The sequence below is a fragment of the Streptomyces sp. NPDC058279 genome (assembly GCF_042881255.1).
Taxonomy (GTDB): Bacteria; Actinomycetota; Actinomycetes; order Streptomycetales; family Streptomycetaceae; genus Streptomyces.
In genome coordinates, this window is sequence record NZ_JBHVYA010000004.1 from 154,785 (window position 1) to 178,629 (window position 23,845).

A 23,845-nucleotide genomic window follows, 5' to 3' on the forward strand; every position below is an offset into this window, starting at 1 on the left:
CCTTCTGGCGTCGAGTTTAGTTGAATCTCGAACTTTCTGCCACACCCGACTGAACAGCGCACCCCGCGCCGTCATTCCCGGTCCGCTCCCGCCACGACGAAGCCCGGCCCCGACGGCTCAGCGGCGTACGTACACCCCCGCGCGCGCCGCCACCGCCGCGGCCGTCGCCGCCCGGTCGGCGGCCTCCTCGTCCAGCGGATCGGCGGTGGTCAGCAGCCGGTAGTAGAGGGGGGCGGACACCGCGCGGATCACCTCGTGCGGATCGGTGCCCACGGGCACCTCACCACGGGCCTCCGCCTGCTCGACGCAGGGCGCCCACTCCGCGACCCGGACGGCGTAGAAACCGCGCAGCGACTCCGCCGCCTTCGCGTCACAGCCGGCGGCCGCGATCACCGCCTTGAACAGCGCCCCCTGCCGGGGATCGGCGAGCGTCCGGGCCACCAGACGGGCGTTGGCCGTCAGGTCGCCGAGCAACGAGCCGGACTCCGCACGCGGCACGGACTGCTGCGCCATGTCCGACAGCAGGTCGGCCACGAGGCCGGTGGCGCTGCCCCAGCGGCGGTACACGGTCGTCTTCCCCACCTCCGCCCTTCGCGCGACATCGGCCAGGTCCAGGTGCGCGAAGCCCTCCTCGGCCAGCACGTCACCGGCGGCCCGCAGCACGGCGGCCCGCACCCGCGCCGTACGGCCGCCGGGCCGCACGGCCCCCGGTTCCGCCTCGGGATCGCCCTCCGCGCGCTCCGAAAACTCCATAACGGGACTCCTGTTCCATTAGCGGCAGCGACTTGCTACGGTGAGCACATCTTAACGGGACTGCGGACCCATTAGATGGGCGCAGGGACGAGGGGACACGTCATGGAATACAGGCGGCTGGGCACGTCCGGGCTCCATGTACCGGCGCTGAGCTTCGGCGCGGGGACCTTCGGCGGACAGGGCCCGCTCTTCGGCGCCTGGGGCACCATCGGGGTGGACGAGGCGCGCCGCCTCGTGGACATCTGCCTCGACGCCGGCATCACCATGTTCGACACCGCCGACGTCTACTCCGCCGGCGCGTCGGAGGAGGTCCTCGGCGCCACCCTCAAGGGCCGCCGCGACCGGGTGCTCATCTCCACCAAGGCCGGCCTCCCGACGGGCGACGGCCCCGCCGACGCGGGTACCTCACGCGCGCGGCTGATCGGGTCGGTGGACGCCGCCCTGCGCCGCCTCGACACCGACTACATCGGCCTCTTCCAACTCCACGCCTTCGACGCCGGAACCCCCGTCCAGGAAGTGGTGTCCACCCTGGACGACCTGGTACGGGCCGGGAAGATCCGTTACGTCGGCGTCTCCAACTTCTCCGGCTGGCAGACGATGAAGTCCCTGGCCGCCGCCGACCGCCACGGCCGGCAGCGCTACGTCGCCCACCAGGTCTACTACTCCCTCATCGGCCGTGACTACGAGTGGGAGTTGCTGCCGCTCGGACTCGACCAGGGACTCGGCGCGATCGTCTGGAGCCCGCTCGGCTGGGGCCGGCTCACCGGCAAGATCCGCCGCGGCCGGCCGCTGCCCACCGGAAGCAGGCTGCACGCCACCGCCGACTACGGTCCGCCGGTGGCGGACGAACACCTGTACCGCGTGGTAGACGCGCTGGACGAGATCGCGGACGAGACCGGCAGGGCCGTCCCGCAGATCGCCCTGCGGTGGCTGCTCCAGCGGCCGACCGTGTCCTCCGTGCTCATCGGCGCCCGCAACGAGGAGCAACTGCGCCAGAACCTGGGCGCGGTGGGCTGGACGCTCACCGCCGGGCAGATGGCGAGGCTGGACGCGGCGAGCCACCGCCCGGCCCCGTACCCCTACTTCCCGTACGAGCGCCAGGAGGGCTTCGCGCGGCTCAACCCGCCGGCGGTCCCGGCCCCCGGCGCCGGCGCCTGACGTGGGCTAGCCATACATGCGGCGCATCGCGTAGTCGACCATCTGCTCGACCGCCTTGGCGTCGAACACCATCCGGTGATCGCCCTCCATGTCGAGGACGAAGCCGTACCCGGTCGGGAGCAGGTCGATGACCTCGGCGCCGGTGATCACGAAGTACTTGGACTCCTTGCCGGCGTACCGGCGCAGCTCCTTGAGCGTGGTGAACATCGGAATCACCGGGTGCTGCGTGTTGTGCAGCGCGAGGAAGCCGGGGGTCTCGCCGCGCGGGCAGTAGACCTTCGAGGTGGCGAAGATCTGCTGGAAGTCCTCGGCGGCGAGCTGCCCGGTCGTGAAGGCCCGTACCGCGTCCGCGAGGGAGGGGGGCGACGGCTCGGGGTACAGCGGCGGCTGCTGCGCGTAGCCCTGCTGGGGCGGGGGCTGCGCGTAGCCCTGCTGGGCGCCCGGGGTCTGGTCGTAGCCGTACATGGGCCGAAGCCTACCGAGGCGGTGACCCGCCAGGGCGCCGAGTTCCGGTCAGGCCCCCTTGAGGGTGTCCACGAAGGGCACACACGCCGCCGACCGCGAGGCAATCGAGGCCCTGGCACAGCTCCGCGCCGCCCTCGCCGCGCATGGGATCACGTTGCCCTCCCTCGACCTCCACCTCGCCTCCTACGCCAGTGGCTACAGCAACCCGCCCCTCATCACCCTCGGCAACTGCAACACCGCCACCGCGCAGCGCCTGGCCGCCGTCCTGGCCGACCGGTGAGCGGCCCGGGCGGCCTCACGCTCCGGCTGCTCGCCGTACCGCAGGCGGTGGCCGACGTACGGCGGGCCGTGCGGGAGCACCTCGGGGAGCCGTGCGGCGACGTACAGCTCTGCGTCAGCGAGCTGCCGGCCAACGTGATCACCCATCTCGGCGAGGGCACCCCCGTCACCCTGCGGGTCACCGGAAGGGCAACCCGTACGCGGGTCGAGCTCACCGATCCCGATCCGCGCGCGTGGCCCGTGCTGCGCCGGGCGACCGACGCCGACGAGTCCGGGCGCGGGCCGGCCCTGCTCGACGCGGTGGTGCTGCGCTGGGGGGTGACACAGGGCGCGGGATGCAAGACGGTGTGGTGCGAGCTTGACCCTGGTCACAGTCCGGACCGGAGGGTTGCTCTTATTACCGGCGGGTAGCATCATGTTGTTACCGATTGGTATGCACGAGGAACCCGTCTCACCGAGCCTTAACGGAGCCGTCGCCATGGGGCACTACAAGTCGAATCTCCGCGACATCGAGTTCAACCTCTTCGAGGTGCTCGGCCGCGACAAGCTGTACGGCACCGGCCCGTTCGGCGAGATGGACACCGAGACCGCCAAGAGCATCCTGGCCGAGCTGACCAAGCTCGCCGAGAACGACCTGGCCGCCTCCTTCGAGGACGCCGACCGCAACCCGCCGGTCTTCGACCCGGCCACCAACACCGCGCCCGTCCCGGCCTCCTTCAAGAAGAGCTACCAGGCCTTCATGGACTCCGAGTACTGGCGCCTGGGCCTGCCCGAGGAGATCGGCGGCACCACCTCGCCCCGCTCCCTCATCTGGGCCTACGCGGAGCTGCTGCTCGGCGCCAACCCGGCCGTGTGGATGTACTCCTCCGGCCCGGCCTTCGCCGGCGTGCTCTTCGAAGAGGGCAACGAGGCGCAGAAGAAGATCGCCGAGATCGCGGTCGAGAAGCAGTGGGGCTCGACCATGGTCCTCACCGAGCCGGACGCCGGCTCGGACGTCGGCGCCGGCCGCACCAAGGCGGTCCAGCAGGCCGACGGCTCCTGGCACATCGAGGGCGTGAAGCGCTTCATCACGTCCGGTGAGCACGACATGTCGGAGAACATCCTCCACTACGTTCTCGCCCGCCCCGAGGGCCACGGCCCGGGTACCAAGGGCCTGTCCCTCTTCCTCGTCCCGAAGTTCCACTTCGACTGGGAGACCGGCGAGCTGGGCGAGCGCAACGGCGTCTACGCGACGAACGTCGAGCACAAGATGGGCCTCAAGGCGTCCAACACCTGCGAGATGACCTTCGGCGACCAGCACCCCGCCAAGGGCTGGCTGATCGGCGACAAGCACGACGGCATCCGCCAGATGTTCATGATCATCGAGTTCGCCCGGATGATGGTCGGCACGAAGGCCATCGCCACGCTCTCCACCGGCTACCTGAACGCGCTGGAATACGCCAAGGAGCGCGTGCAGGGCCCGGACCTGGCCAACTTCATGGACAAGACGGCCCCCAAGGTCACCATCACGCACCACCCCGACGTGCGCCGCTCGCTCATGACGCAGAAGGCGTACGCGGAGGGCATGCGCGCCCTGGTCCTCTACACCGCCTCGATCCAGGACGAGATCCAGGTCAAGCAGGCCGCGGGCGAGGACGCCTCCTCCCTCGTCGGCCTGAACGACCTGCTCCTGCCGATCGTGAAGGGCTACGGCTCGGAGAAGTCGTACGAGCAGCTCGCGCAGTCGCTGCAGACCTTCGGCGGTTCCGGTTACCTCCAGGAATACCCGATCGAGCAGTACATCCGGGACGCCAAGATCGACACCCTCTACGAGGGCACCACCGCGATCCAGGGCCAGGACTTCTTCTTCCGGAAGATCGTCCGCGACCAGGGCGCCTCCCTGAACGTCCTCTCCGAGACGATCAAGAAGTTCCTGGCCGAGGCCGTCGGCGGCGACGACCTCGCCCCGGCCCGCGACGCGCTCGCCAAGGCCGCCGTGGACCTGGAGGCCATCGTCGGCCGGATGATCGTCGACCTCACCGCCACCGGCGAGGACGTCAAGAACATCTACAAGGTCGGTCAGAACACCACCCGGCTGCTGATGGCCTCCGGCGACGTCGTCGTCGGATACCTGCTGCTCAAGGGCGCCGCCGTGGCCGCCGAGAAGCTGGCGACCGCCGCCGCCAAGGACGTGCCGTTCTACACCGGCAAGATCGCCGCCGCGAAGTTCTTCGCCGCGGAGGTCCTGCCGGGCGTCTCGGTCCAGCGCGCGCTGGCCGAGAGCGTCGACAACAGCCTCATGGAGCTCGACGAGGCCGCGTTCTAGGCTGCGCCGCCTCGATGGTCAGACGGCCGGGCCCCCTCCCGGGGGCCCGGCCGCCGCCGTATCGGACCCCACACGGCCCACCCGGTCCGCCGCGGTGGCCGGCGGCACCTCGGGCCGCCGGGCCCGGCGCAGGCGCCCGCGACCTGCGCATTCCTTGCTTGTCAGTCGGCCGTGGGACGCTCTAGGCATGACTCCACAGGATCAGCACGGCAACGGCAGGGGGTACTCCGTCCCCACCGGGCGGCCGTACGCCCTCAAGGAGCTGCAGGCGACCCTGGGCAGCCTCGGCGACCACGCCGGGGAGCTGTACGACGGCTCCCACCCCGCCGAATACGAGGGCCTCGCCGACGCGCTCTACACCGCCTTCCAGACCGCCGCCGGTCTGGCCCCCGCCAAGAGCTACACCGGCTGCCCCGAACACCCCAACGGCGCCCTCGACCCCGAGGCGCCCGAAGGCTGGGGCCGCTGCCTGATCTGCAACGACCGGCGCAGGCTGGGCCTGCGCAGGAACGGCGGGCGCCCCGGCCCCGCCGCCCCGGTCCCCGGCGAACAGCGCCGGCTGGGCTACCCCGTGCCCGAGCCCCCGTACACCCACGAGGTGCTGCGCGGGTACCTCCGTACGATCGAGGACCAGCGCTTCCACCTCGGCATCTCCTCACCCGCCGGAGACTTCGTGAGGATCGCGGACGACCTGCACCGCGCGTTCATCATCGCCCGCGAACTGTCCCGGCCCCGCAACGCCTCGGGGTGCTCCGAACACCCCGGAGCACCCATCGACCCCGATGCGCCGCCGGGCGAGGCCTGTATCTTCTGCGCCGGACGCAAAAGACGCGCGCAGCGCCCGCCGCAGGCCCCCGAGATGCTCCCGCGCATCCGCCGGGGCGAGCGACGACAACTGCAGCGCAGATTCGAGCGTCCGCCGGGCTGAAAACGACGGGATCGCGGGCCACACACCCCGCGTCGCCCTGACCTTTCCGCTATCCGCCGCAGTCCGGCCATGGCGAACACGACCGTCGTTAAGGTGAACCACATGACCTCTCCCGCCCCCTTCGACCGCGGACACACCGACGACCTGAGGGCTTTCCTGACGGCCAGTCCGTCGCCGTACCATGCCGTCGCCAACGCGGCCGAGCGGCTGGAAAAGGCAGGCTTCAGGCAGTTGTCGGAAACGGACGCCTGGGACTCGGGCACGGGGGGCAGGTTCGTACTGCGCGGCGGTGCGATCATCGCCTGGTACGTCCCGGAAGGCGCCACCGCCCACACCCCGTTCCGCATCATCGGCGCCCACACCGACTCCCCCAACCTGCGCGTCAAGCCCGTTCCCGACACCGGGTCACAGGGCTGGCGACAGATCGCGGTCGAGATCTACGGCGGCACGCTGCTCAACACCTGGCTGGACCGCGACCTCGGCCTGGCCGGCCGGCTGACGCTGCGGGACGGCACCGAGCGGCTGGTGAACGTGGACCGGGCCCTGCTGCGCGTGCCCCAACTCGCCGTGCACCTGGACCGATCGGTGAACACCGACGGGCTCAAGCTCGACAAGCAGCGCCACATGCAGCCGATCTGGGGCCTGGGCGACGTCCAGGAAGGCGACCTCATCGCGTTCCTGGAGGAGGAAGAGGGCCTGCCCCAGGGCTCGGTGGCCGGCTGGGACCTCATGGTCCACTCGATCGAGCCGCCCGCCTACCTCGGCCGCGACCGGGAGTTGCTGGCCGGGCCGCGCATGGACAACCTGCTGTCCGTGCACGCGGGCGTCGCGGCGCTGGCGGCCGTCTCGGGGTCGGCCACGCTCGACCACATCCCGGTGCTGGCCGCCTTCGACCACGAGGAGAACGGCTCGCAGTCCGACACCGGCGCGGACGGCCCGCTGCTGGGCAACGTGCTGGAACGTTCTGTCTTCTCGCGCGGCGGCTCCTACGAGGACCGGGCGCGCGCCTTCGCGGGCACCGTCTGTCTGTCCTCGGACACGGGCCACGCCGTACACCCCAACTACGGCGAGCGGCACGACCCGACGCACCACCCGCGCGCCAACGGCGGCCCGATCCTCAAGGTCAACGTCAACCAGCGGTACGCCACCGACGGCAGCGGGCGCGCGGTGTTCGCGGCCGCGTGCGAGCGGGCCGGGGTGCCGTGGCAGACCTTCGTCTCCAACAACTCGATGCCCTGCGGTACGACGATCGGGCCCATCACGGCCGCCCGGCACGGCATCCAGACCGTCGACATCGGCGTGGCCATCCTGTCGATGCACAGCGCCCGCGAACTGTGCGGCGCCGACGACCCGTTCCTGCTGGCGAACGCGCTGGTGGCGTTCCTGGAGGGCTGACGGCCCCGGCGTTTCGAACCGACGGCGTTTCGAGCAGACGGCCCCGGCCCGCGTCTCCGCGGGCCGGGGCCTTTCGCGTGCTTAGCCGTCCATGCCGGCGAGGACCAGCGGGAGCCGGCCGGTCCCGTCGGCGGTGACGGTCACCGGAACGCCCCAGTCCTGCTGGTGGACATGGCAGGCCGGGTACTCGTTGGCAGGGTCGTCATCGCAGGACGCGGCCATCGCGGAGACGTGCAGCACGCCCTCCGTGACGTCCGGGTTCAGCTTCAGGTCCCGGAACAGGTCCGTGCCCGGACCCTCGCCCGCCGCCAGCAGCTCGGGCGGGGTCGAGGAGACCAGCAGGCGCGTCGACGGCCCGTAGCGGGTGTCGAGCTTCTGCCCGCTCGGCGCCTGGAAGACCACGTCGAGCCGGAGCGTGCCGGGCGCCACCTCGGTGGCGGCGCGCTGCGTACGGTGGGCGACCGCGTCGACCCGTACGGCCTCCTCGGGCAGCCGCAGCCGCGTCAGGCGGTGCCGGGCCGACTCCACCACCACGATGTCCTCGCCGACCAGGACGGCGTCGCTCGGCTCGCGCAGGTCGGTGGCGAGGGTGGAGACCTCGCCCGTCGCCGGGTCGAAGCGGCGCAGCGCGTGGTTGTACGTGTCGCAGACCGCGACCGAGCCGTCGGGCAGCGCGGTCACCCCGAGGGGGTGCTGGAGCAGGGCCTGGGCGGCGTCGCCGTCGCGGTGGCCGAAGTCGAAGAGGCCGGTGCCGACGGCCGTCCGTACGACGTAACCCGCCTCGCCCTCGGGCGCGGGCTCCAGGTAGCGCAGGGCGCTGGTCTCGGAGTCGGCGACCCACAGCCGGTCCTCGGTCGCGGCCAGTCCGGACGGCTGCGCGAACCACGCCTCGGCGGCGGGCCCGTCCACGAGCCCCTCGTTGGTCGTGCCGGCGGCGACGGCGACGGTCCCCGCCTCGGGGTCCCAGGTCCACAGCTGGTGCACGCCCGCCATGGCGATCCACGCCTTGCCCTGCCACCACGCCACGTCCCACGGCGAGGACAGGTCGACCTCCAGGGCCGGTCCCGACGTGGCCGAGCCCTGCCACCACTGCCGGCCGGTGCCGGCGACGGTCTCGACGGCCCCGGTGGCCGGGTCGTACGTACGCAGGGCGTGGTTGACGGTGTCGGCGACGACCACCCGGCCGTCGGGCAGCAGCGCGAGACCCTGCGGCTCGCTGAACGCGTCCGGCCCGAACCCGCGCTCGCCGCTGCCGATGCGGCGTACGACGCTCTCCCCGTCCGGGGCCAGCTCCACGAGCTGGTGCCGCGTCGAGTCGGACACGAGGAGGTTCCCGTTGCCGAGCAGCAGGGCCTTCCCGGGGAAGCGCAGGTCGGTCGCGACCGGCTCGGGCGCCACGTACGGGCCGTCCCCGCGCCGCAGCGTCCCCTTGGCGGCGTGCTCGGCCTCCAGCTCCGCCACGAGCCGCTCGATGGCATGCGCGTGCCCCTCGCCGGCGTGCTGCGCGACGACGTACCCCTCGGGGTCGATCACCACGAGCGTGGGCCAGGCGCGTACGGCGTACTGCTTCCAGGTGGCCAGCTCGGGGTCGTCCAGGACCGGGTGGTGCACCTCGTACCGCTCGACGGCATCGACCACGGCCGCGTGCTCGGCCTCGTGCGCGAACTTCGGCGAGTGCACGCCGACGATCACCACGGTGTCGCGGTGCTTCTCCTCCAGCTCGCGCAGCTCGTCGAGGACGTGCAGACAGTTGATGCAGCAGAAGGTCCAGAAATCCACAACAACGCACTTACCTCGCAGGTCAGCGAGGGTGAGATCTCTCCCGCCGGTGTTCAGCCAGCCACCCTTGCCGATCAGCTCGGGGGCACGGACACGGGCACGCTTGCGGGGTGCGGGCGCGGGGGTGGGCGCCGGGGCAGCATCGTTCATCCTTCAAGCTTGCCATCCTGGTATGAACGTCGGATCACACGCGTACGGCAGGACCTACGACAGGGGAGCGAAGGTTGGCTACGGACGAGGGCGAGACGACTGCCAGCGAGACGGCGCGGACGGTGCAGGGGTTCATGGCGCTGCCGGGGCCGGTGGAGGGCCGTAGGGAGGTGTTCGCCGGATGCGTGGCGGAGGTCGTCCGGGTCCTCGGGCTCGATGTCGTTCACAAGCCGCAGCCCGGCGATCCACGAACTTGGGTGAACCAAGCTCGGACGGCGCTGTACAAGGCCTGCCGCCGGGACCTGATCCTTTCCGAGGAGTCCTTCGAGACGCTGATCAAGGCAGCCGTCTACGACCCCGACCCGAGCTTCAACCGCCATTTCCTCGAACCGGCGCTGAACGCGTTCGGGCGCGGGCGGGTCCAAGCCTCGTTGCTCGGATACCTGCGGGCGGGCACGGACGTCGAGCGGGCGGGCGCGGCGAATGCCTGGTACTGGTCGGCTCTACCCCTGCGTATGCCCACCGTACGGGCGGAGCACCCCGCAGGCACCGGTCCGGCGGAGCCCGACGACGCCCCGACCGTGGTGGCCGAGTGGTACGAAACCGCGCTACGCGAGTTCGTGATTAACGAGCACCTGGACGTCCGGCGCTGCATCCTGCCGGGCCTGCCGCTCCGGAAGTCGGCCTATCCGCCGGAGCTGCACGACCTGGTGGACGCGGCCGTGGCGATAGCCCGGTCCCATCCGGACGAGTACATCCGCCACCGCGTGGAACACCAGGTCGGTGACTGACACCCTCACTGGGCGCGCTCGACCACGGCGACTTCCGAGAACTCGCGCAGGAAGGTCATGTGCCCGGTCCGGCCCGTGTGCCCGATGCACATGTCCGTGCACACGTCCGCGTCCCCGGTCGGTGCGGCAGTCCACTGGCAGTCCGGGTTCAGGCACCGCGCCGTGGCCGTCGTCTCCGCCGAGGGGTGGCGGTGCATGACGTAGCTGACGTACCGGAGCACGGCCCTCACGGTCATGCCGATTCCCCAGGGTGCGGGTGGTTCCGAAGCTCCACGTTGCAATCGCTGACCGTGGAGTGGTCGCCCCGGTGACGGGCTTCCCGACGCTGGACGGCCAGAGCGGCGCAGACTCCGCAGCCGGCCGCCGGTGCAGAGTCCGGGTCTGTGCGCAACGGCAGCTCTACCGGGGGTTGCTCATACGCGATCGTCTTCACGGCCCCGCTCCTCGTGTCGTCCGTGTAGCGACCACGCTAGGAACGGTGGAACTGCAACTCCCAGGAGATTGCATGAGGTTGCACGGTCATCACCCGAGGGTCTGAATGGCGCTGGTGATGAGTGCGCGGGCCTTCGCCCCATGGACGGCCATCTCGGCCAGTTCCGTGAATGTGTCCGCGTACGCGGCAACCTCGCTCGGCTGGGTCAGCGTGAGGTAGCCGGAGACCAGCTCGACGTTGACCTGTGCCGTGTCGAAGATCCAGAAGCCTTCCACCGGCATCCGGGACCGATCGGTCCGCGTGGGCACCACGCCCAGGCTGACGCTGGGCAGGGAGCCGACCGTAAGCAGGTGGCTGAGCTGTTCCTCCTGCACGTCCGGCCCGCCGAGACCGTTACGCAAGACCGACTCCTCAACCAGGAACGCGAACCGGCGGTCACCCTCGTAGAGGACGCGCTGACGCTCCATGCGCACGGCGACGGCATCGGCCACGTCATCGACCTCGACCCGTCTCCGCTGCACGGCACGCAAGACGGCTTCCGTGTAGCCGTAGGTCTGGATCAGGCCCGGAACGAACCACGAGGAGTAGGAGCGGAACCGGCGGGTTCGCTCGAAGAGCGGCAGCCGGGCTTCCTGTGCTTGCCTGAGCCCGGCGCGCTCCATGCGTCGCCAGCCGATCCACATGTCTTCGACGGTCCGCAGCGAGGCGATCAGATCGTCCGTCTGCCCTTCGGCCCCGCACGCACGGCACCAAGCCCGGATGTCGTCGGCGGAAGGAGGCGTACGGGCGTTCATGATCCGGGATGACTTGGACGGGTGCCATCCGCAGAGCCGGGCGAGATCGCGCCCGTTCAGGCCGGAGTCCCGGCATAGCTCAGCGAGTCGGTTCGCCAGCGCCTGCCGGGCCTGCTGGGCATTCGAGGAGGGAGAGACAGCCATGGTGGTGACCGGTCAGCGCGGCTTGTACTCCTCGTGCGGGATGGCGCGTTGCCAGACGGCCTCGAACGCCGTGGTGCACAGGTGGACCCGCGCAGGATCGTCGGTGTACTCCCGCCCGTCTTCGTCCAACTGGCCCTCTCCGGTGAAGTGGTGGAAGAGGGCTTGGCTGCCGTCGAAGACCCAGAAGTCCGTACCTGGCAACGCCAAGTCCGTCGTCTGCCGGCGGGGCAGCCACCGGACCATCTCACCCGCAGCGAGATTGGTGAAGGTGCAGTCGTACTCATAGCGCACGTAGTCACTGATCGGCTCGGACACGATGCGGACCCGGCGGACCACCACTCCGCGCGCCGTGGCAGCACTCACCGCGTCGTGCCAGCCGCCCCACCACGACGACCGATCAGCCGGGTCCAGCCGTTCGCCCTGCTGCCAGGCAAGGAACTCCGGGTCATCGAGCATGTAGCTGTCACGCAACTCAAGATGCACGGCCGACTGCTGCGCGCGGGCCAGTGCGTTACGCGCGGGTGGCTGCACTTCCGGCTTCTCCGTTCTCGTCCGGGCGCGGGATGTACTTCAGCATCACCGCAGGGAGCCTGATGATCGTTTCGTGGTCCGGCACGTCCGTGGAGTGCCCGGGGATCGAGCCGATCTCCTGGCAGGACCTGCACCTCTTCCGACGTCGCTTTGTACGACTGGATCAGCAGGTCACCGGTCTCCTCATCAAGCCAGATGGTCGGGGACTCGTCGGTCGGCGTGTTCGGGATGATGCCGAGGAACCTTAGGTTCACGATCACTCCAGGTGTCGAGTCGGTTGCACGAACGTGCACGAGCCTCACTCCTGTGGCTGACCGGCGCAAGAGGGCGCCAGGACAAGCTTGTTGGTTCACGGCGCGGGTACGACGAAGCCCCCGACAGCCACCCAGCACGGGCAGCCACCGGAGGCTCCAGCAACCCTTCGCACAACCTATGACCCCTTAACGGGGGCGTTCCCGGGGTCTCAAAGAGGCCCTTTCCCAGTGGCCGCAAGCGTCGGCAGTCCAAAAACGGAGCCGCACCCAGGGCGCGTTTTCCGAGCTGGGGCCGGGGGCGCAGTGAGGGCTGCGCCTGAACTTTGGACATCCCGGGTGACGAAGTGACGGAATGACGATTAGTTCTGATCCACTCATAGAAACAACAACACTTCTATAAGAGGTAACGGAGGGAGAGCGTCACTTCGTCACTTCGTCACGCGTGTCCGCTGCCGACAGCTGGAGGGGTTACGCCGGTGCTCAGGTGACGCTGTCGGTACCCAGCTTCGCCCAATGGATCTGGATGCGTTGCTCAGGGATGATCCGCTGTCCGCGCACTCCCTTGGTCACTTCAACCCGGTCTATCGCGAGTGACAACCGGCCGCGCCGGTCTTCGTTCGTGGCCTCAGCCCACGCCTCACGCAGGATGAGGCCGTCAAGCATCGGCGACACGTCCACGGACGGCATGGGGAGCTTGCGAAGATCGGTGCCAAGCCCTTCGATGCGCCCCCTCAGGCGCTCTGCAAGCCGGTTGTAGCGCTCCACGGCTGCGGGGCCACTGAACTCACCGCGCACGTATCGCGCGTCCTCCAGATCGGCGAGGCGGGCTTCCTCATCCTGGATCTCAGCAGTAAGCGCATCACGTTTCGCGAAGGTCTCCGGGTCCACGCGGTGGACCCAGCGGTCTGCGATCGCGACAAGCAACGGGTCGTCCGGTTCGAGCGCTGGGAGCTTCGTGAGGAACTGTTCCGTCACGTACTGGTCAACCGCTTCAGCCAGCGCTGACGCTCCGATGCACTGGTTGCCCGCGCGGCGAGCCATGCACTGGTAGCTACCTCCCACCCGGTGCATCCGGCGACCACAGCCGGGTACCGCGCAGTAGACGAGTCCTGTGAGCAGCGCCGTCCCCTCGGGCTTCGGCCGCCGCTTTCCTGCGTGTACGAACGTCCTGGATTCCAGGGTGCGGATGATCCGTTCACGCTCTCCGACCGTGATGATCCCCTCGCCGATCTCGACGGTGTCCAGAGTCTCGGGATCGCGGTACGGGAAGACCCTGCCCGTGTACTTCCGCTCGCCGTCGTCCGTCTCGACGGTCTCAGTCTCCGGCATCAGGCCGGCGAAGGCTGGGGAGCGCAGGAGCTGCATGATGCTCGCCGCGTTCCACTGCCCGCCTCTGGGCGAAAGAATCTCGTATTCGTTGAGAAGTCGGGCGATCTTGACCAGCGACGTTCCGGCAAGCGCTTCATCCGCGATGAGACGGGCGTAGACGGCGTGCTCCGGGTCATGGACGAGCTTCTTGGCCTGCGGGTCGATGAGCAGCCCGTACGGAGGCTGTCCGCCGATCCACTGACCCTTGCTGCGTAGGTATCGCTTGGCATGGCCGACGCGTGTGCCGAGATTCTTCGATTCGGATCGGGCGAGTTCGGCGAGCATCGCCACGACCATGCGTGCCGAGTCGTTCGAGGTGTCGAGACCGTCCACGACAGAGACGAGACGGCCGCCGGCCTTCTCGATGTCGTCCAGCACCTTGCCGACCTGGCCGATGCCCTTGCGGGACAGGCGGTCCAGTTTCCAGACGATCAGCGTGCCGACGACGCCCGCCGTGACGGCCGCCAGCGCGGCGTCGAAGCCCTTGCGCTCAACGGTCTTGTAGCCGGAGCGCCCTCTGTCTATGTGGACCTTGCGGACGGTCAGTCCGTTGCGTTCGGCCCAGGCACGGCAGTCTGCTTCCTGCCGTTCGATTGCGGTCTTGCCGTCCCGGTCAAGAGACAGGCGGAGGTACAGGTCACAGATTGTGTCTTGGTGCACACAGTCAGTGTGACGAAGAGTTCGGTGGTCTGTTGTCTATTTTCAAAAATCGAGGATCAATGTGCGACCTCGGAAGTCGGCGAGCTTCAGATCCTTCCCACCGGTGTTGAGCCAGCCGCCCTTGCCGATCAGCTCGGGGGCACGGACACGGGCACGTCGGCGGGGCGCGGGCGCGGGGGTGGGCGCCGGGGCGGCATCGTTCATCCTTCAAGCTTGCCATCCCCGACCAGGTGTACCCCCGGGGGTGACGACGGCCGGCGGGCCGCCGTGGCACGCTGGCCGCAAGGCAGCGAAGGAGGCGTCCGGTATGACGACCGCGTACGACTACGGCGAGGGCATCGATCCCGAGCGTGCCCTGAAGTACGCCATCCAGCACCACAGCGGTGACCGCACCGAGATCATTGAAGGGGTCATCAGCAACGTGACGCCGAACTGGGATCACGAGAACGCGGCTGAGGAGATCCGCGATCAGATCAAACCGCGGGTCAAGGAACTCGGCTGTGTGACCGGATCCGGCAATCTGGACCTGCCCGGCTCGGCGAACTGGTACGTCCCGGACCTCGCGGTCGCCCCCAAGGAACTGGCGAAGGGCGGCGGCGCACTCCTCCCCGACCAGACCCTGCTGATCGTCGAGGTGACCTCCGAGTCCAATGCCGAGACCGACCGCGTCGTCAAGCGCAAGCGGTACGCCGAGTACGGGGCGCCGCTGTACCTGCTGGTCGACCGGCTGGACAAGACCGTCACCCTGTTCTCCGAGCCCGGGCGGCTCGGCTACGCCAACGTCGACGGGCCGCATCCGTTCGGGACGGCCGTGCGGCTGCCGGAGCCGTTCGACTTGGACCTCGACACCAGCGAGCTCTAGGACAGGAACGCGTCCAGCGAGCGGGCGAGGGACGTGACGAAGGCGTCCTGGGTCTCGGGCGGCAGGAGGTGGAGGGAGAGGTAGGGGTTCAGGTCCTCCAACTCCACCAAGAGCAGCTCGCCGGAGGGGGCGCGGCAGGCGTCCACGCGCTGGATGCCGTGCGCGAGGGTGTTCCACTCGATGAAGGCGCGGGCGAAGGCCAGGTCGGCCGGGGTGGGGGCGTAGGGCTCCAGCTCCCAGCGGCGGTCCGGGTCCGGGGCGTGGAGGGCGTACTGGAAGGCGTCGTCCACGAAGTAGAACGACACCTCGTACGCGAAGTCGATCCGCGGCTGGATCAGGGAGCGGCCCGGCTCGGCGGTGGCGGGGTCGGCCGTGAAGGTCAGGCCGATGGAGTCCGCGCCCTGCTTGGGCTTGACCGCGTACAGCGGGACCCCGGGCAGCCGGTGCAGGTGCGCGGGGTCGTCGACGGTCGGGATCACCGGGTAGCCGGCCGCCGTGAGGTCCACGAGGTACTGCTTGCCCGCCATGTCGCCGCGCCCGGTCAGCGGGTTGTAGACGCGGGTGCCCTTCGCGAGGGCGGCGGTGCGGAAGGCGTCGTACGCCTCCTGGTAGTGCAGGACCGGGCCGCTGTTGCGGACCACGACCGCGTCGAAGCCGCCCATCAGTGCCTCGGCGTCGCGCGGGTGGCACAGCGCGAGCGGGAAGTGCTCGCGCAGCCGCCCGGTGAGGAATATGTCCTCGTCGCAGTAGCGGCGACCGCGCGCCGGGTAGGTCAGGTCGGTGACGTAGAGCAGAGGCATGGCGGCAACCTATCGCGGGCACGGATGACCGCATGAAATACCTCGTACGGGACAAAGTGCTGGCCATCGGGGACGACTACTGGATCGAGGACGAGGACGGCCGGCACGTCTTCCTCGTCGACGGCAAGGCCCTGCGGCTGCGCGACACGCTGGAGCTCAAGGACCGCGACGGTCAGACCCTGATCACGCTGCGGGAGAAGTGGTTCGCCTTCCGCGACGCGATGACCCTGGAGCGGGACGAGCGCCGGCTCGCGGTGATCCGCAGGAAGCGGTTGTCCCTGCTGCGCAACCACTACCTCGTCACCCTGGCCGAGGGCACCGAACTGGACGTCAGCGGGCGCATCCTGGACCGCGAGTTCAAGGTCGAGTACGACGGCGAGCTGCTCGCGCTGATCTCCCGCCAGTGGTACCGGGTGCGCGAGACGTACGCGGTGGACGTGGTGCGGGAGGACGCGGACGCGGCGCTGCTGATCGCCGTCGCGGTGTGCGTGATCCGGATGGCCGAGAAGGAGCGCGAGGAGCGCGGGGAGCGGTAGCCGGGTCAGCGGTGGCGCGCGCTCAACTGGCCCTGTGCGTAGGGGTCGGCCTCCGGTGCGTACGGGCCGCCGTGGTCGGCGAGGAGGTCGGTGATCCGCTGCCATTCCGCCAGGGCGGCCCGGGTGGGGGCGTCGGCGTCGGCCGCGTCGTCGATGGCGTCCAGGGTCCGTTCCAGGGCGTCGGCCGCCTGGTGGTGGGTCATGCCGGTGGCGTCGGCGCGGACCCGGTCGCGGGCCGCGACCTCGCCGGGGGACGGTTCGTGTGGCTCCAGTGCCGCTTCGACCATGGCCTCGGTTTCCTCGGACATGCCGCCCGCCCCCCTGTTCCGTTTCGTCCGTCGCGGCCCGTGTACCCGGCGGCCGGGCGGCCAACCGTCGCCCCGGCCACCGCCCCGGCCGTCGCCTCAGCGTCCGAGGCGGCGGTCCTTCAGCGCCGGGAACTGCTCCCGGGTGTCCGCGACCTTCGCCGGGTCCAGCTCGACCGTGAGCACGTCCTCGCCCGGACCGGCCTCCGCGAGCACCTCGCCCCACGGGTCCACCACCAGGCTGTGTCCGGCCTGCTCGACGCCCGCGTGGGTACCGGCCAGCCCGCAGGCCAGTACGTACGCCTGGTCCTCCACCGCCCGGGCCCGGTTCAGGAGCGTCCAGTGGGCGCGCCGCCGCGCCGGCCAGCCCGCGGCCACGACCATCGTCGTCGCCCCGGCGTCGACCAGGCCCCGGAACATCTCGGGGAACCGCAGGTCGTAGCAGGTGGCGAGGCCGAGGGTCTGTTCCGGCAGGGTGACCGTGGTCAGCGTGTCGCCGGCGGCCATCAGTACCGCCTCGCCCTGGTCGAAGCCGAAGCGGTGGATCTTGCGGTAGCTGGCGGCGAGCTCGCCGGCCGGGGAGATCACCAGCGCGGTGTTGTAGAGCGAACCGTCGCCGGCGCGCTCCACGACCGAGCCCGCGTGGAGCCAGACCCCGGCGTCGCTCGCGGCCTTGGACATCGCCCCGAAGGTCGGGCCGTCCAGCGGTTCCGCTTCCGTCTCGAACTGCTCGTAGGCGAATGCCCCGACCGTCCACAGTTCCGGCAGCACGACGAGGTCGGCGGCGGCCTGCTCCCGTACGAGATCGGCGACCCTGGCCCGTCGGGAAGCGACCGACTCGCCCTCGTTCACGGCGACTTGGATCAGAGAGGCGCGCACACTACCACCGTCCTTGCATTGTGTCCGTCAGCTCGGGCCTACGATCGTCACACGAAAGCACTGCCGGGTCGCTCACCGGCAGCGTAGTTTTGGGCGTAGTCCACAACGCGCCACTGAACAGCACGCGAGGGGTCCCGTTGACCGTCCATCCCAGCCTTCAGCCTTACGCCGACGCGTGGACCCATTCCATCGAGGCGATATCCGAGCTGGTCCTCCCCCTGACCGAGGGCGAGTGGAACCGGGCGACCCGCTGCCCCGGCTGGTCCGTGCGTGACGTGGTGTCACACATCATCGGCATCGAGTGCGAGCAACTCGGCGATCCGCGGCCGATCCACACCCTGCCGCGCGACCTGCGGCACGTGGTCGACGAGTTCACCCGGTACATGGAGGTGCAGGTCGACGTCCGGCGCCACCACACCGCGCCGGAGATGACCTCCGAGCTGGAGTACACCGTCATCCGACGGCAGCGTCAGCTGCGCAACGAGAAGCGGGATCCGGCCACGCTGGTGCGCGGTCCGCTGGGCGACCAGGTGACGCTGGAGTTCGCGCTGCGGCTGCGGGCCTTCGACGTCTGGATCCACGAGCAGGACCTGCGGGCGGCGCTGGGCGTGCCGGGGAACCTGGACTCGCCGGGCGCCCACGTGGCGCGGGACATCCTGCTGGCCGGGTTGCCGAAGGTGGTGGCGAAGGGGGCGGGCGCGCCCCCGAACTCGGCCGTGGTGCTCGACGTGCACGGTGAGCTGGAGTTCATGCGGACCGTTCGGGTGGACGCGCAGGGACGGGGCACGCTGGACAAGGCACCCTCGCTGGGTCCGGCGGTGACGCTGGCCATGGACTGGGAGACGTACGTGCGGCTCGCGGCGGGGCGGGTACGGCCGCGCGCCGTCGCGGACCGGGTGAAGGTCGAGGGCGACACCGCCCTGGCGGACGCGATCCTGGCGCACTTCGCCGTGACCCCGTAGCCGCCGGCTCCGGCCGCGTGCCCCCGGCCCGCCCGTTAGGTACGGGCGCGGGCCGGGGTGACGGGATCGGGGCCCGCGTCGAGGTCGGGCCCGGGCGCCGCCGCGAGCGGGAGGCGTTCGCGGGCCAGGGCGGCGGGGCGCAGCCGGAGGATCTGGGTGATGCCGAGGACCTCCAGGAAGAAGACCGACGAGAAGGCGATCCGGTAGTCGTCGCCGGTGGCGTCGAGCAGGACGCCCACCGCCAGCAGGGTCGTCATGGACGCGAGGAAACCACCCATGTTGGTGATTCCGGAGGCGGTCCCCTGACGCTCCGCCGGATTGGCGGGACGGGCGAAGTCGAAGCCGATCATCGAGGCCGGTCCACAGGTCCCCAGCACCACGCACAGCGCGGTCAGCAGCCACATCGGCGCCCGCTCGCCCGGATAGGCCAGGACCGCGCCCCACAGCGCGGCGGTGACCGCGACCGTGCCCAGTGCCAGCGGGATCCGCGCGGCCTGACGGCGGCCGACGAGCTGCCCGTACAGCAGCCCGAACCCCATGTTCGCGACGACGATCAGCGTCATCAGCCCGCCCGCGGTGGTCCGCGACAACCCCTGCGCCTCGACCAGGAACGGCATCCCCCACAGCAGCAGGAACACCATCGCCGGGAACTGCGTCGTGAAGTGCACCCACAGCCCGAGCCGGGTCCCGGGCTCCCGCCAGGACTCGGCGATCTGACGCCGCACGAATCCGCCCCCGGCGGCGCGCGCCACGGGCGGCGGCGCGTGTCCCTCCGGGTGGTCGCGCAGGAACAGCACCAGCGGCACCAGGACGACGAGGCCCGCCGCCGAACTCCCCGCGAAGGCCGGCACCCAGCCGACGCCGTGCAGCACCGGCGCCAGCACCAGCGTGGAGACAAGGTTGCCGGCCATGCCCACCAGCCCGGCCAGCTGGGCCATCAGCGGCCCGCGCCGCGCCGGGAACCAGCGCGTGCCGAGCCGCAGCACGGAGATGAAGGTCATCGCGTCGCCGCAGCCCAGCAGGGCGCGCGCGGCCAGCGCCGTCCCGTAGGAGGGCGCCAGCGCGAAACCGAGCTGTCCGACGGTGAACAGCAGCGCCCCCAGCGTCAGCACCCGCTTGGTGCCGAGCCGGTCCACCATCAGCCCGACGGGTATCTGCATGCCCGCGTACACCAGCAGTTGGAGGATCGAGAAGGTGGCGAGCGCCGACGCGTTGACCCGGAAGCGGTCGGCGGCGTCCAGTCCGGCGACCCCCAGGCTGGTCCGGAAGATCACCGCGACGAAGTAGACGGAGACGCCGATCGCCCAGACGGCGAGGGCCCGGCGTCCGCCGGGAGGGTCCAGGGGAAGGCGCGAGGGCTGCGCGGGGACGCTCATCGGCCGGTCCCGCGCACCAGCGCGTCGACCCGGCCCACGTGCGCCCGTACGGCCGCGGCGGCGGTCTCGGGCTCCCCGGCGCGCAGCGCGTCGAGGATCTCGGTGTGCTCGGCCAACGTCCGTTCCACCCGGTCGGGGTGGGCGTGCAGCAGGGCCACGCCCATCCGCAGCTGCCGGTCGCGGAGCTGGTCGTAGAGCCGGCCCAGGATCTGGTTCCCGGCGCTGCGCACGATCTCGGCGTGGAAGGCCCGGTCGGCGGCCATCAGGGCGACGATGTCGCCCTCGGCGGCGTGCCGGCGCTGTTCCCCGATGAGGGCGGCGAGCCGCTCCAGCAGGGCGGGCGGGGCGGGCACGGCCTTGCGGACGGTGAACTCCTCGACCAGCAGCCGGGTTTCGATGACGTCGGCGATCTCCTGCGCGGAAACCGGCAGCACCAGCGCGCCCTTCTTCGGGTACAGCTTCAGCAGCCCCTCGGTCTCCAGGCGCAGCAGTGCCTCGCGCACCGGTGTGCGGGACACCCCGACGGCCTCGGCGACCTCGCCCTCGGTGAGGAGCACCCCGCCCTCGTAGCGGCGGCCGAGCACCCCCTGTTTGACGTGCTGGTAGACGCGGTCGGCTGCGGTCACGACGGGGGGCGCGGAGGTCATGCGCACAGGATAGATACATGAGGGGTACACGGGTCCGGCCCGTCCAGGATGCGGACCGCCGGGCCGCCGTGTCCCCCGGGCCGCCGTGTCCCCCGGAGCGGCCACCTCACGCCGGGCCGATCACCGCCCCGGCGTGCCAGCCGGCGCCGTCGCGCCGGTAGTGCCGGAGCAGGTGGTCGGCGCGCAGGACGATCACCTCCAGGTCGAACCCGAAACTGCCCTGGAGCATCCCCGTGACCGCGAGCGCGTCCCGGCCGAAGACCGCGCTCCGGGTCCACGCGCCGTCGCCCGCGTTCCCGCGCCACCAGTGCTCGACCCGACCGTCCGCCCCGACGACGCACAGCTCGTAGTTCCCGGCCGTCTCCTCGTCGGTGGCCCCGTACTGCCCCTCGATCAGGCACGGCGCGGAGGTGATCGCGCTGCCGAACACCTCGCCGGGGTGCCAGGCGAAGTGGTCGCGGTCGTCGCGCCACCACGACTGCATCCGACCGTCGGCGCGGGTCGCGACGAGGTCGAGGTGCCGGGAGCGGGTCTGGACGAGGGCGGGTCCGAAATGGGCGATGCCGGAGCCGAACCGGCCGCCGTCGTTCCAGGTCCAGGGCGCCCCGTTGATGCGCCACCAGTGGTTCAGGCGTCCGTCGGCGGTGCGGACCACCACTTCGAAGTTGCCGGGTTTGCCGTAGTCGCTCTGGATGAAGGCCGGGGTCGAGCCGATCGCCGCGTCGCCGGGGCCGAAGGCGCCGCCGTCGCGCCAGGCGCCGCCGGACTGCTCGTAGTACCAGTGGCGCAGCCGGCCGCCGGTGGTGACGTGCAGGGACTCCATGTTCCGGTTGTAGGTGGTGCCGGTGAAGGCGGGCCGGCCCGAGGCGTCGTGCGCGAAGGTCTTGCCCGGGGTCCACGCGAAGGGCGGCTCGCCCTCGCGCCACCAGTGCCGAAGGCTCCCGTCACCCGTCGGCGCCGCCAGCTCGAAGTTGCGGTGGGCGCGCCCGTTCCCGCTCTCGTACACGTTGCCCGCGTGCAGCCGGCGCTTGCTCCACGGGTCGATGTTGGTGCCGCTCAGTCCGCACTTGGCCCAGTGGTCGACGCGGGCCTCGCCGTACGCGATCCGCCCGTAGCCGCCGGCGTGGTGGCGGGTGCCCCAGGAGTTCTTGAAGAGCCAGCAGCCCGCCGCGTCGTCGTAGCCGACCACCAACACGCAGTGGCGGCCCACCCGTCGGCCGCTCGTACGGTGGTACACGCCGGAGCCGAGCCCGAAGAAGTCCTCGTACACGTCGAGGCAGGCGGTGAGCGGGCCGACCGTGTCCAGCCAGACCTTCTGCTGCCGTACGTCACCGAGCCGCACGTGGTCGCGTATCCGTACGGTCCGGCCCGACCGGTCCCAGCTCGGCGTGTACTCGGAGCCCCAGGCGGCGCGCCGCTCGGCGGGCAGGCCGGGGGGCGGGGTGGTGTAGGGGCGGCAACCGGGGTCGGCGAGGCCGCCGTTGTCGCGGATCCAGTCGAGTGCCGTCTCCGGGTCCGAGCCCTGCCCGCAGGTCAACCGCAGCCCGTCGCGCAGGTCCCCCTCGGAGCGCACGGCCCACACGTGGTGCTCGATCCGGGCCATGGACTCCACCAGCCCGGCCGCCGCGAAGGCCCAGCCGGACACGCACGGGTTCTGGTCCTTGACCCGGGTGATCCACCGCCACCCCCACCGCTCGCGCCAGTCCACGGCCGTCGGCAGCGCCGCCGCCGACTCCCGGGTCCCGGGCAGCAGGCCGTGCGCCGCCCTGCGCCGGGTGAGGTGGGGATTGCCGCTCGGGTACCCGACCAACGCCCGTAGGTCGACGGCCCCGGCGTCGGCGGCGGTCGTCGGGCGCGACGCCGGGTCCAGTCCGAGGGAGGGGCGCGGGAGCGGCTCCTCGTCGGCGAGGTGCTCGCTGACGGACCAGCGTGCCGCCCGTTCCGCGAGCCGCGTACGCAGCTCCCCCGCCGTCCGCACGGACTCCTGCGGCATACCGGCCCCCCAGTGTGCGACCGCCCGTTCGGATACGGGCGAGACCCGGGAGCGTCTCCCCGGCGCGCGGGGGCGTCAAGAGGGGTCGTGCGGTCGCGCGGTGGCACGGGGGTCGTACGGGCCGGGGGCCCGGCGGGCGGCCGGTCGAGAGCGCGGTCGGGGGCGCGGTGGAGGGGGACGGGGGGCGGACGGGAGCGCGGTCGGTCGCGGGAGCCGCCGCGTCCCCGGCGCGCGAAGGTCGCCGGGGACGCGGGGTAGGTGGGGTACGCGGGTACCCGGGTACCGCTTAGGAGGTGGGCGCCTTCTGCTGACCCGCACCGTTGATCAGGGCGACCAGGACGGCGCCGAGGTCGGTCACGACCGTGTCGGCCTTGGCCTTGGCGTCGGCCGAGGCGCTGCCGGTCGCGGCGACCTTGAGGAGGGCGTCGACCGAGGCCTTGAGCTTGTCGACGGCGGCGCCGGCCTTGTCGACGGGAGCGGCCTTGGGGGCGACGGCGGGCGCGACGACCGGCACCGCGGCCGCGGGCTTCGCGACCGGGGCGGCAGGGGCGGCCGGGGCGGCCGGCTTCGCGGGCTCCGCGACGGGCGGCTTCGCGGCCGGGTCGGCGGGCTTCACCGGCTGGGCGACCGGCGGCTGCGCGGGCTGCGCGACCGGCGGCTTGGCCACCGCGTCCGCCGGCTTCGCGGGCGCCGCGACGGGCGGCTTCGCGGCCGGGTCGGCGGGCTTCACCGGCTGGGCCGCCGGGGGCTGCGCGACCGGGTCGGCCGGCTTCGCGGGCTGCGCGGCCGGGGGCTGCGCGGGCTGGGCGACCGGCGGCTTGGCCACCGGGTCGGCGGGCGGGTCGGCGGGCTTCGCGACCGCCTGGTGCGCCTGGTGCGCGACCGCCGGCTTCGCCACCGCCGGGTTCGCCGGCACGGGAGCCGGCAGCGGCGCCGCCGAAGCGGGCAGGCTCTGCCGCAGCTCCGCGAACGCGGGCTCCAGCTTCGTCTTGACGGCGGCCAGGTCGGCCTCCGAGACCTTCCCGTTCGGCGACTTCAGTACCGCCGAGACCAGGTCCGTGACGGGTTCGAGCACTCCGGCGGCGGCGCCGAGCGACTGGACCTGCGCGAGCAGCGCCTCACTGCCGGGAACGGACTGCTCGGCGGCAAAGGTCGATCGCTGCGGCGTGGACACGGCCGCCGCGATGCCGGGGGAGGCGGTCAGCAGGGTCACGCAGAGGGCTGCGGGGATGGAGTAGCGGGTGATGCGGTGCAACGGCTCGCTCCTGTTCAGAGATGTCACTGATCGTTCGGTTCGG

The 23,845-nt window shown here is 71.2% G+C and carries 25 protein-coding genes and 1 pseudogene; 10 read left to right on the forward strand and 16 right to left on the reverse strand.

Annotated elements, in window-relative coordinates:
* Positions 1-117: 117 nt before the first annotated feature.
* Positions 118-753: a TetR/AcrR family transcriptional regulator gene (locus ACFVXJ_RS10450; protein ID WP_389661259.1), complete on the reverse strand. Its 636-nt coding sequence runs from the start codon at positions 751-753 to the stop codon at positions 118-120.
* A 102-nt stretch (positions 754-855) separates the two neighbouring features.
* Here ACFVXJ_RS10450 and ACFVXJ_RS10455 point away from each other — a divergent pair, with 102 nt between their 5' ends.
* Positions 856-1,911 carry an aldo/keto reductase gene (locus ACFVXJ_RS10455; protein WP_389661261.1) on the forward strand — a complete coding sequence of 352 codons (1,056 nt, stop codon included), beginning with the start codon at positions 856-858 and terminating at the stop codon, positions 1,909-1,911.
* A 6-nt stretch (positions 1,912-1,917) separates the two neighbouring features.
* On the opposite strand, the gene ACFVXJ_RS10460 is transcribed toward ACFVXJ_RS10455, so the two are convergent.
* Positions 1,918-2,376, reverse strand: a complete 459-nt coding sequence (locus tag ACFVXJ_RS10460; RefSeq protein ID WP_361312715.1) for an SseB family protein — start codon at positions 2,374-2,376, stop codon at positions 1,918-1,920.
* A 64-nt stretch (positions 2,377-2,440) separates the two neighbouring features.
* On the opposite strand from ACFVXJ_RS10460, the gene ACFVXJ_RS10465 reads away from it, so the two are divergent.
* The 5 genes from ACFVXJ_RS10465 to ACFVXJ_RS10485 all read left to right on the forward strand — a co-directional run bounded on the left by ACFVXJ_RS10465 (position 2,441) and on the right by ACFVXJ_RS10485 (position 7,283).
* Entirely contained in the window at positions 2,441-2,656 is a 216-nt protein-coding gene (locus ACFVXJ_RS10465) for a hypothetical protein (RefSeq protein WP_389661263.1), read from the forward strand.
* Positions 2,653-3,066, forward strand: coding sequence for an ATP-binding protein (locus tag ACFVXJ_RS10470; RefSeq protein WP_389661265.1), 414 nt, complete (start codon positions 2,653-2,655; stop codon positions 3,064-3,066). Before ACFVXJ_RS10465 ends, ACFVXJ_RS10470 begins: the two co-directional genes overlap by 4 nt.
* Before the next feature lie 67 nt (positions 3,067-3,133).
* Positions 3,134-4,960 (forward strand): acyl-CoA dehydrogenase, encoded by a 1,827-nt coding sequence (locus tag ACFVXJ_RS10475; protein WP_389661267.1) that lies wholly within the window; start codon positions 3,134-3,136, stop codon positions 4,958-4,960.
* Positions 4,961-5,147: 187 nt separating this feature from the next.
* Complete coding sequence (locus ACFVXJ_RS10480) at positions 5,148-5,888, forward strand: hypothetical protein (RefSeq protein ID WP_389661269.1); 741 nt, start codon at positions 5,148-5,150, stop codon at positions 5,886-5,888.
* A 102-nt stretch (positions 5,889-5,990) separates the two neighbouring features.
* The gene (locus ACFVXJ_RS10485; protein ID WP_389661271.1) at positions 5,991-7,283 is read left to right on the forward strand and encodes a M18 family aminopeptidase; all 1,293 of its coding nucleotides are present in this window, start codon (positions 5,991-5,993) and stop codon (positions 7,281-7,283) included.
* Between the two features lie 81 nt (positions 7,284-7,364).
* Here ACFVXJ_RS10485 and ACFVXJ_RS10490 read toward each other — a convergent pair whose 3' ends face one another.
* Positions 7,365-9,212 carry an NHL domain-containing thioredoxin family protein gene (locus tag ACFVXJ_RS10490; RefSeq protein ID WP_389661273.1) on the reverse strand — a complete coding sequence of 616 codons (1,848 nt, stop codon included), beginning with the start codon at positions 9,210-9,212 and terminating at the stop codon, positions 7,365-7,367.
* A 74-nt stretch (positions 9,213-9,286) separates the two neighbouring features.
* Here ACFVXJ_RS10490 and ACFVXJ_RS10495 point away from each other — a divergent pair, with 74 nt between their 5' ends.
* Positions 9,287-10,003, forward strand: coding sequence for a hypothetical protein (locus ACFVXJ_RS10495; RefSeq protein WP_389661275.1), 717 nt, complete (start codon positions 9,287-9,289; stop codon positions 10,001-10,003).
* Between the two features lie 5 nt (positions 10,004-10,008).
* Here ACFVXJ_RS10495 and ACFVXJ_RS10500 read toward each other — a convergent pair whose 3' ends face one another.
* The 6 genes and pseudogenes from ACFVXJ_RS10500 to ACFVXJ_RS10525 form a co-directional block, all read right to left on the reverse strand.
* A complete protein-coding gene (locus tag ACFVXJ_RS10500; RefSeq protein ID WP_384431099.1) occupies positions 10,009-10,239 on the reverse strand; it encodes a hypothetical protein in 231 nt (76 codons plus the stop codon).
* Between the two features lie 286 nt (positions 10,240-10,525).
* A complete protein-coding gene (locus ACFVXJ_RS10505) occupies positions 10,526-11,374 on the reverse strand; it encodes a helix-turn-helix domain-containing protein (RefSeq protein ID WP_384431095.1) in 849 nt (282 codons plus the stop codon).
* A gap of 12 nt (positions 11,375-11,386) precedes the next feature.
* On the reverse strand, positions 11,387-11,905 hold the full coding sequence (locus ACFVXJ_RS10510; RefSeq protein WP_389661278.1) for a DUF6879 family protein: 519 nt from the start codon (positions 11,903-11,905) through the stop codon (positions 11,387-11,389).
* A pseudogene (locus ACFVXJ_RS10515) lies at positions 11,886-12,159 on the reverse strand (hypothetical protein). The gene ACFVXJ_RS10510 and the pseudogene ACFVXJ_RS10515 overlap by 20 nt, the downstream one beginning before the upstream one ends.
* Before the next feature lie 480 nt (positions 12,160-12,639).
* Complete coding sequence (locus tag ACFVXJ_RS10520; protein WP_389661280.1) at positions 12,640-14,187, reverse strand: recombinase family protein; 1,548 nt, start codon at positions 14,185-14,187, stop codon at positions 12,640-12,642.
* Between the two features lie 42 nt (positions 14,188-14,229).
* Positions 14,230-14,391: a hypothetical protein gene (locus ACFVXJ_RS10525; RefSeq protein ID WP_389661580.1), complete on the reverse strand. Its 162-nt coding sequence runs from the start codon at positions 14,389-14,391 to the stop codon at positions 14,230-14,232.
* A gap of 103 nt (positions 14,392-14,494) precedes the next feature.
* On the opposite strand from ACFVXJ_RS10525, the gene ACFVXJ_RS10530 reads away from it, so the two are divergent.
* The gene (locus tag ACFVXJ_RS10530) at positions 14,495-15,049 is read left to right on the forward strand and encodes a Uma2 family endonuclease (RefSeq protein ID WP_389661282.1); all 555 of its coding nucleotides are present in this window, start codon (positions 14,495-14,497) and stop codon (positions 15,047-15,049) included.
* Here the strand turns inward: ACFVXJ_RS10530 and ACFVXJ_RS10535 are convergent.
* Positions 15,046-15,849, reverse strand: coding sequence for a hypothetical protein (locus ACFVXJ_RS10535; protein ID WP_389661284.1), 804 nt, complete (start codon positions 15,847-15,849; stop codon positions 15,046-15,048). The two genes, ACFVXJ_RS10530 and ACFVXJ_RS10535, sit on opposite strands and share 4 nt — an antisense overlap.
* A 32-nt stretch (positions 15,850-15,881) precedes the next feature.
* On the opposite strand from ACFVXJ_RS10535, the gene ACFVXJ_RS10540 reads away from it, so the two are divergent.
* The gene (locus ACFVXJ_RS10540; RefSeq protein WP_389661286.1) at positions 15,882-16,385 is read left to right on the forward strand and encodes an LURP-one-related/scramblase family protein; all 504 of its coding nucleotides are present in this window, start codon (positions 15,882-15,884) and stop codon (positions 16,383-16,385) included.
* 5 nt (positions 16,386-16,390) lie between these two features.
* Here the strand turns inward: ACFVXJ_RS10540 and ACFVXJ_RS10545 are convergent, their stop codons facing one another.
* Together ACFVXJ_RS10545 and ACFVXJ_RS10550 are read right to left on the reverse strand one after the other, a co-directional pair.
* Positions 16,391-16,693 (reverse strand): hypothetical protein, encoded by a 303-nt coding sequence (locus ACFVXJ_RS10545; protein ID WP_389661288.1) that lies wholly within the window; start codon positions 16,691-16,693, stop codon positions 16,391-16,393.
* A gap of 96 nt (positions 16,694-16,789) precedes the next feature.
* Positions 16,790-17,569 (reverse strand): carbon-nitrogen family hydrolase, encoded by a 780-nt coding sequence (locus ACFVXJ_RS10550; protein WP_389661290.1) that lies wholly within the window; start codon positions 17,567-17,569, stop codon positions 16,790-16,792.
* A gap of 137 nt (positions 17,570-17,706) precedes the next feature.
* Between ACFVXJ_RS10550 and ACFVXJ_RS10555 the strand changes: the two genes are divergently transcribed.
* On the forward strand, positions 17,707-18,531 hold the full coding sequence (locus ACFVXJ_RS10555; protein WP_389661292.1) for a maleylpyruvate isomerase family mycothiol-dependent enzyme: 825 nt from the start codon (positions 17,707-17,709) through the stop codon (positions 18,529-18,531).
* A 35-nt stretch (positions 18,532-18,566) separates the two neighbouring features.
* On the opposite strand, the gene ACFVXJ_RS10560 is transcribed toward ACFVXJ_RS10555, so the two are convergent.
* From ACFVXJ_RS10560 to ACFVXJ_RS10575, 4 genes are all read right to left on the reverse strand, one after another.
* Positions 18,567-19,907 carry a nitrate/nitrite transporter gene (locus ACFVXJ_RS10560; RefSeq protein ID WP_389661294.1) on the reverse strand — a complete coding sequence of 447 codons (1,341 nt, stop codon included), beginning with the start codon at positions 19,905-19,907 and terminating at the stop codon, positions 18,567-18,569.
* On the reverse strand, positions 19,904-20,554 hold the full coding sequence (locus ACFVXJ_RS10565; RefSeq protein ID WP_389661296.1) for a GntR family transcriptional regulator: 651 nt from the start codon (positions 20,552-20,554) through the stop codon (positions 19,904-19,906). The genes ACFVXJ_RS10560 and ACFVXJ_RS10565 overlap by 4 nt, the downstream gene beginning before the upstream one ends.
* Before the next feature lie 106 nt (positions 20,555-20,660).
* The gene (locus tag ACFVXJ_RS10570; RefSeq protein WP_389661298.1) at positions 20,661-22,547 is read right to left on the reverse strand and encodes a C1 family peptidase; all 1,887 of its coding nucleotides are present in this window, start codon (positions 22,545-22,547) and stop codon (positions 20,661-20,663) included.
* 286 nt (positions 22,548-22,833) lie between these two features.
* Positions 22,834-23,802 (reverse strand): hypothetical protein, encoded by a 969-nt coding sequence (locus tag ACFVXJ_RS10575; protein ID WP_389661300.1) that lies wholly within the window; start codon positions 23,800-23,802, stop codon positions 22,834-22,836.
* Positions 23,803-23,845 lie beyond the last annotated feature (43 nt).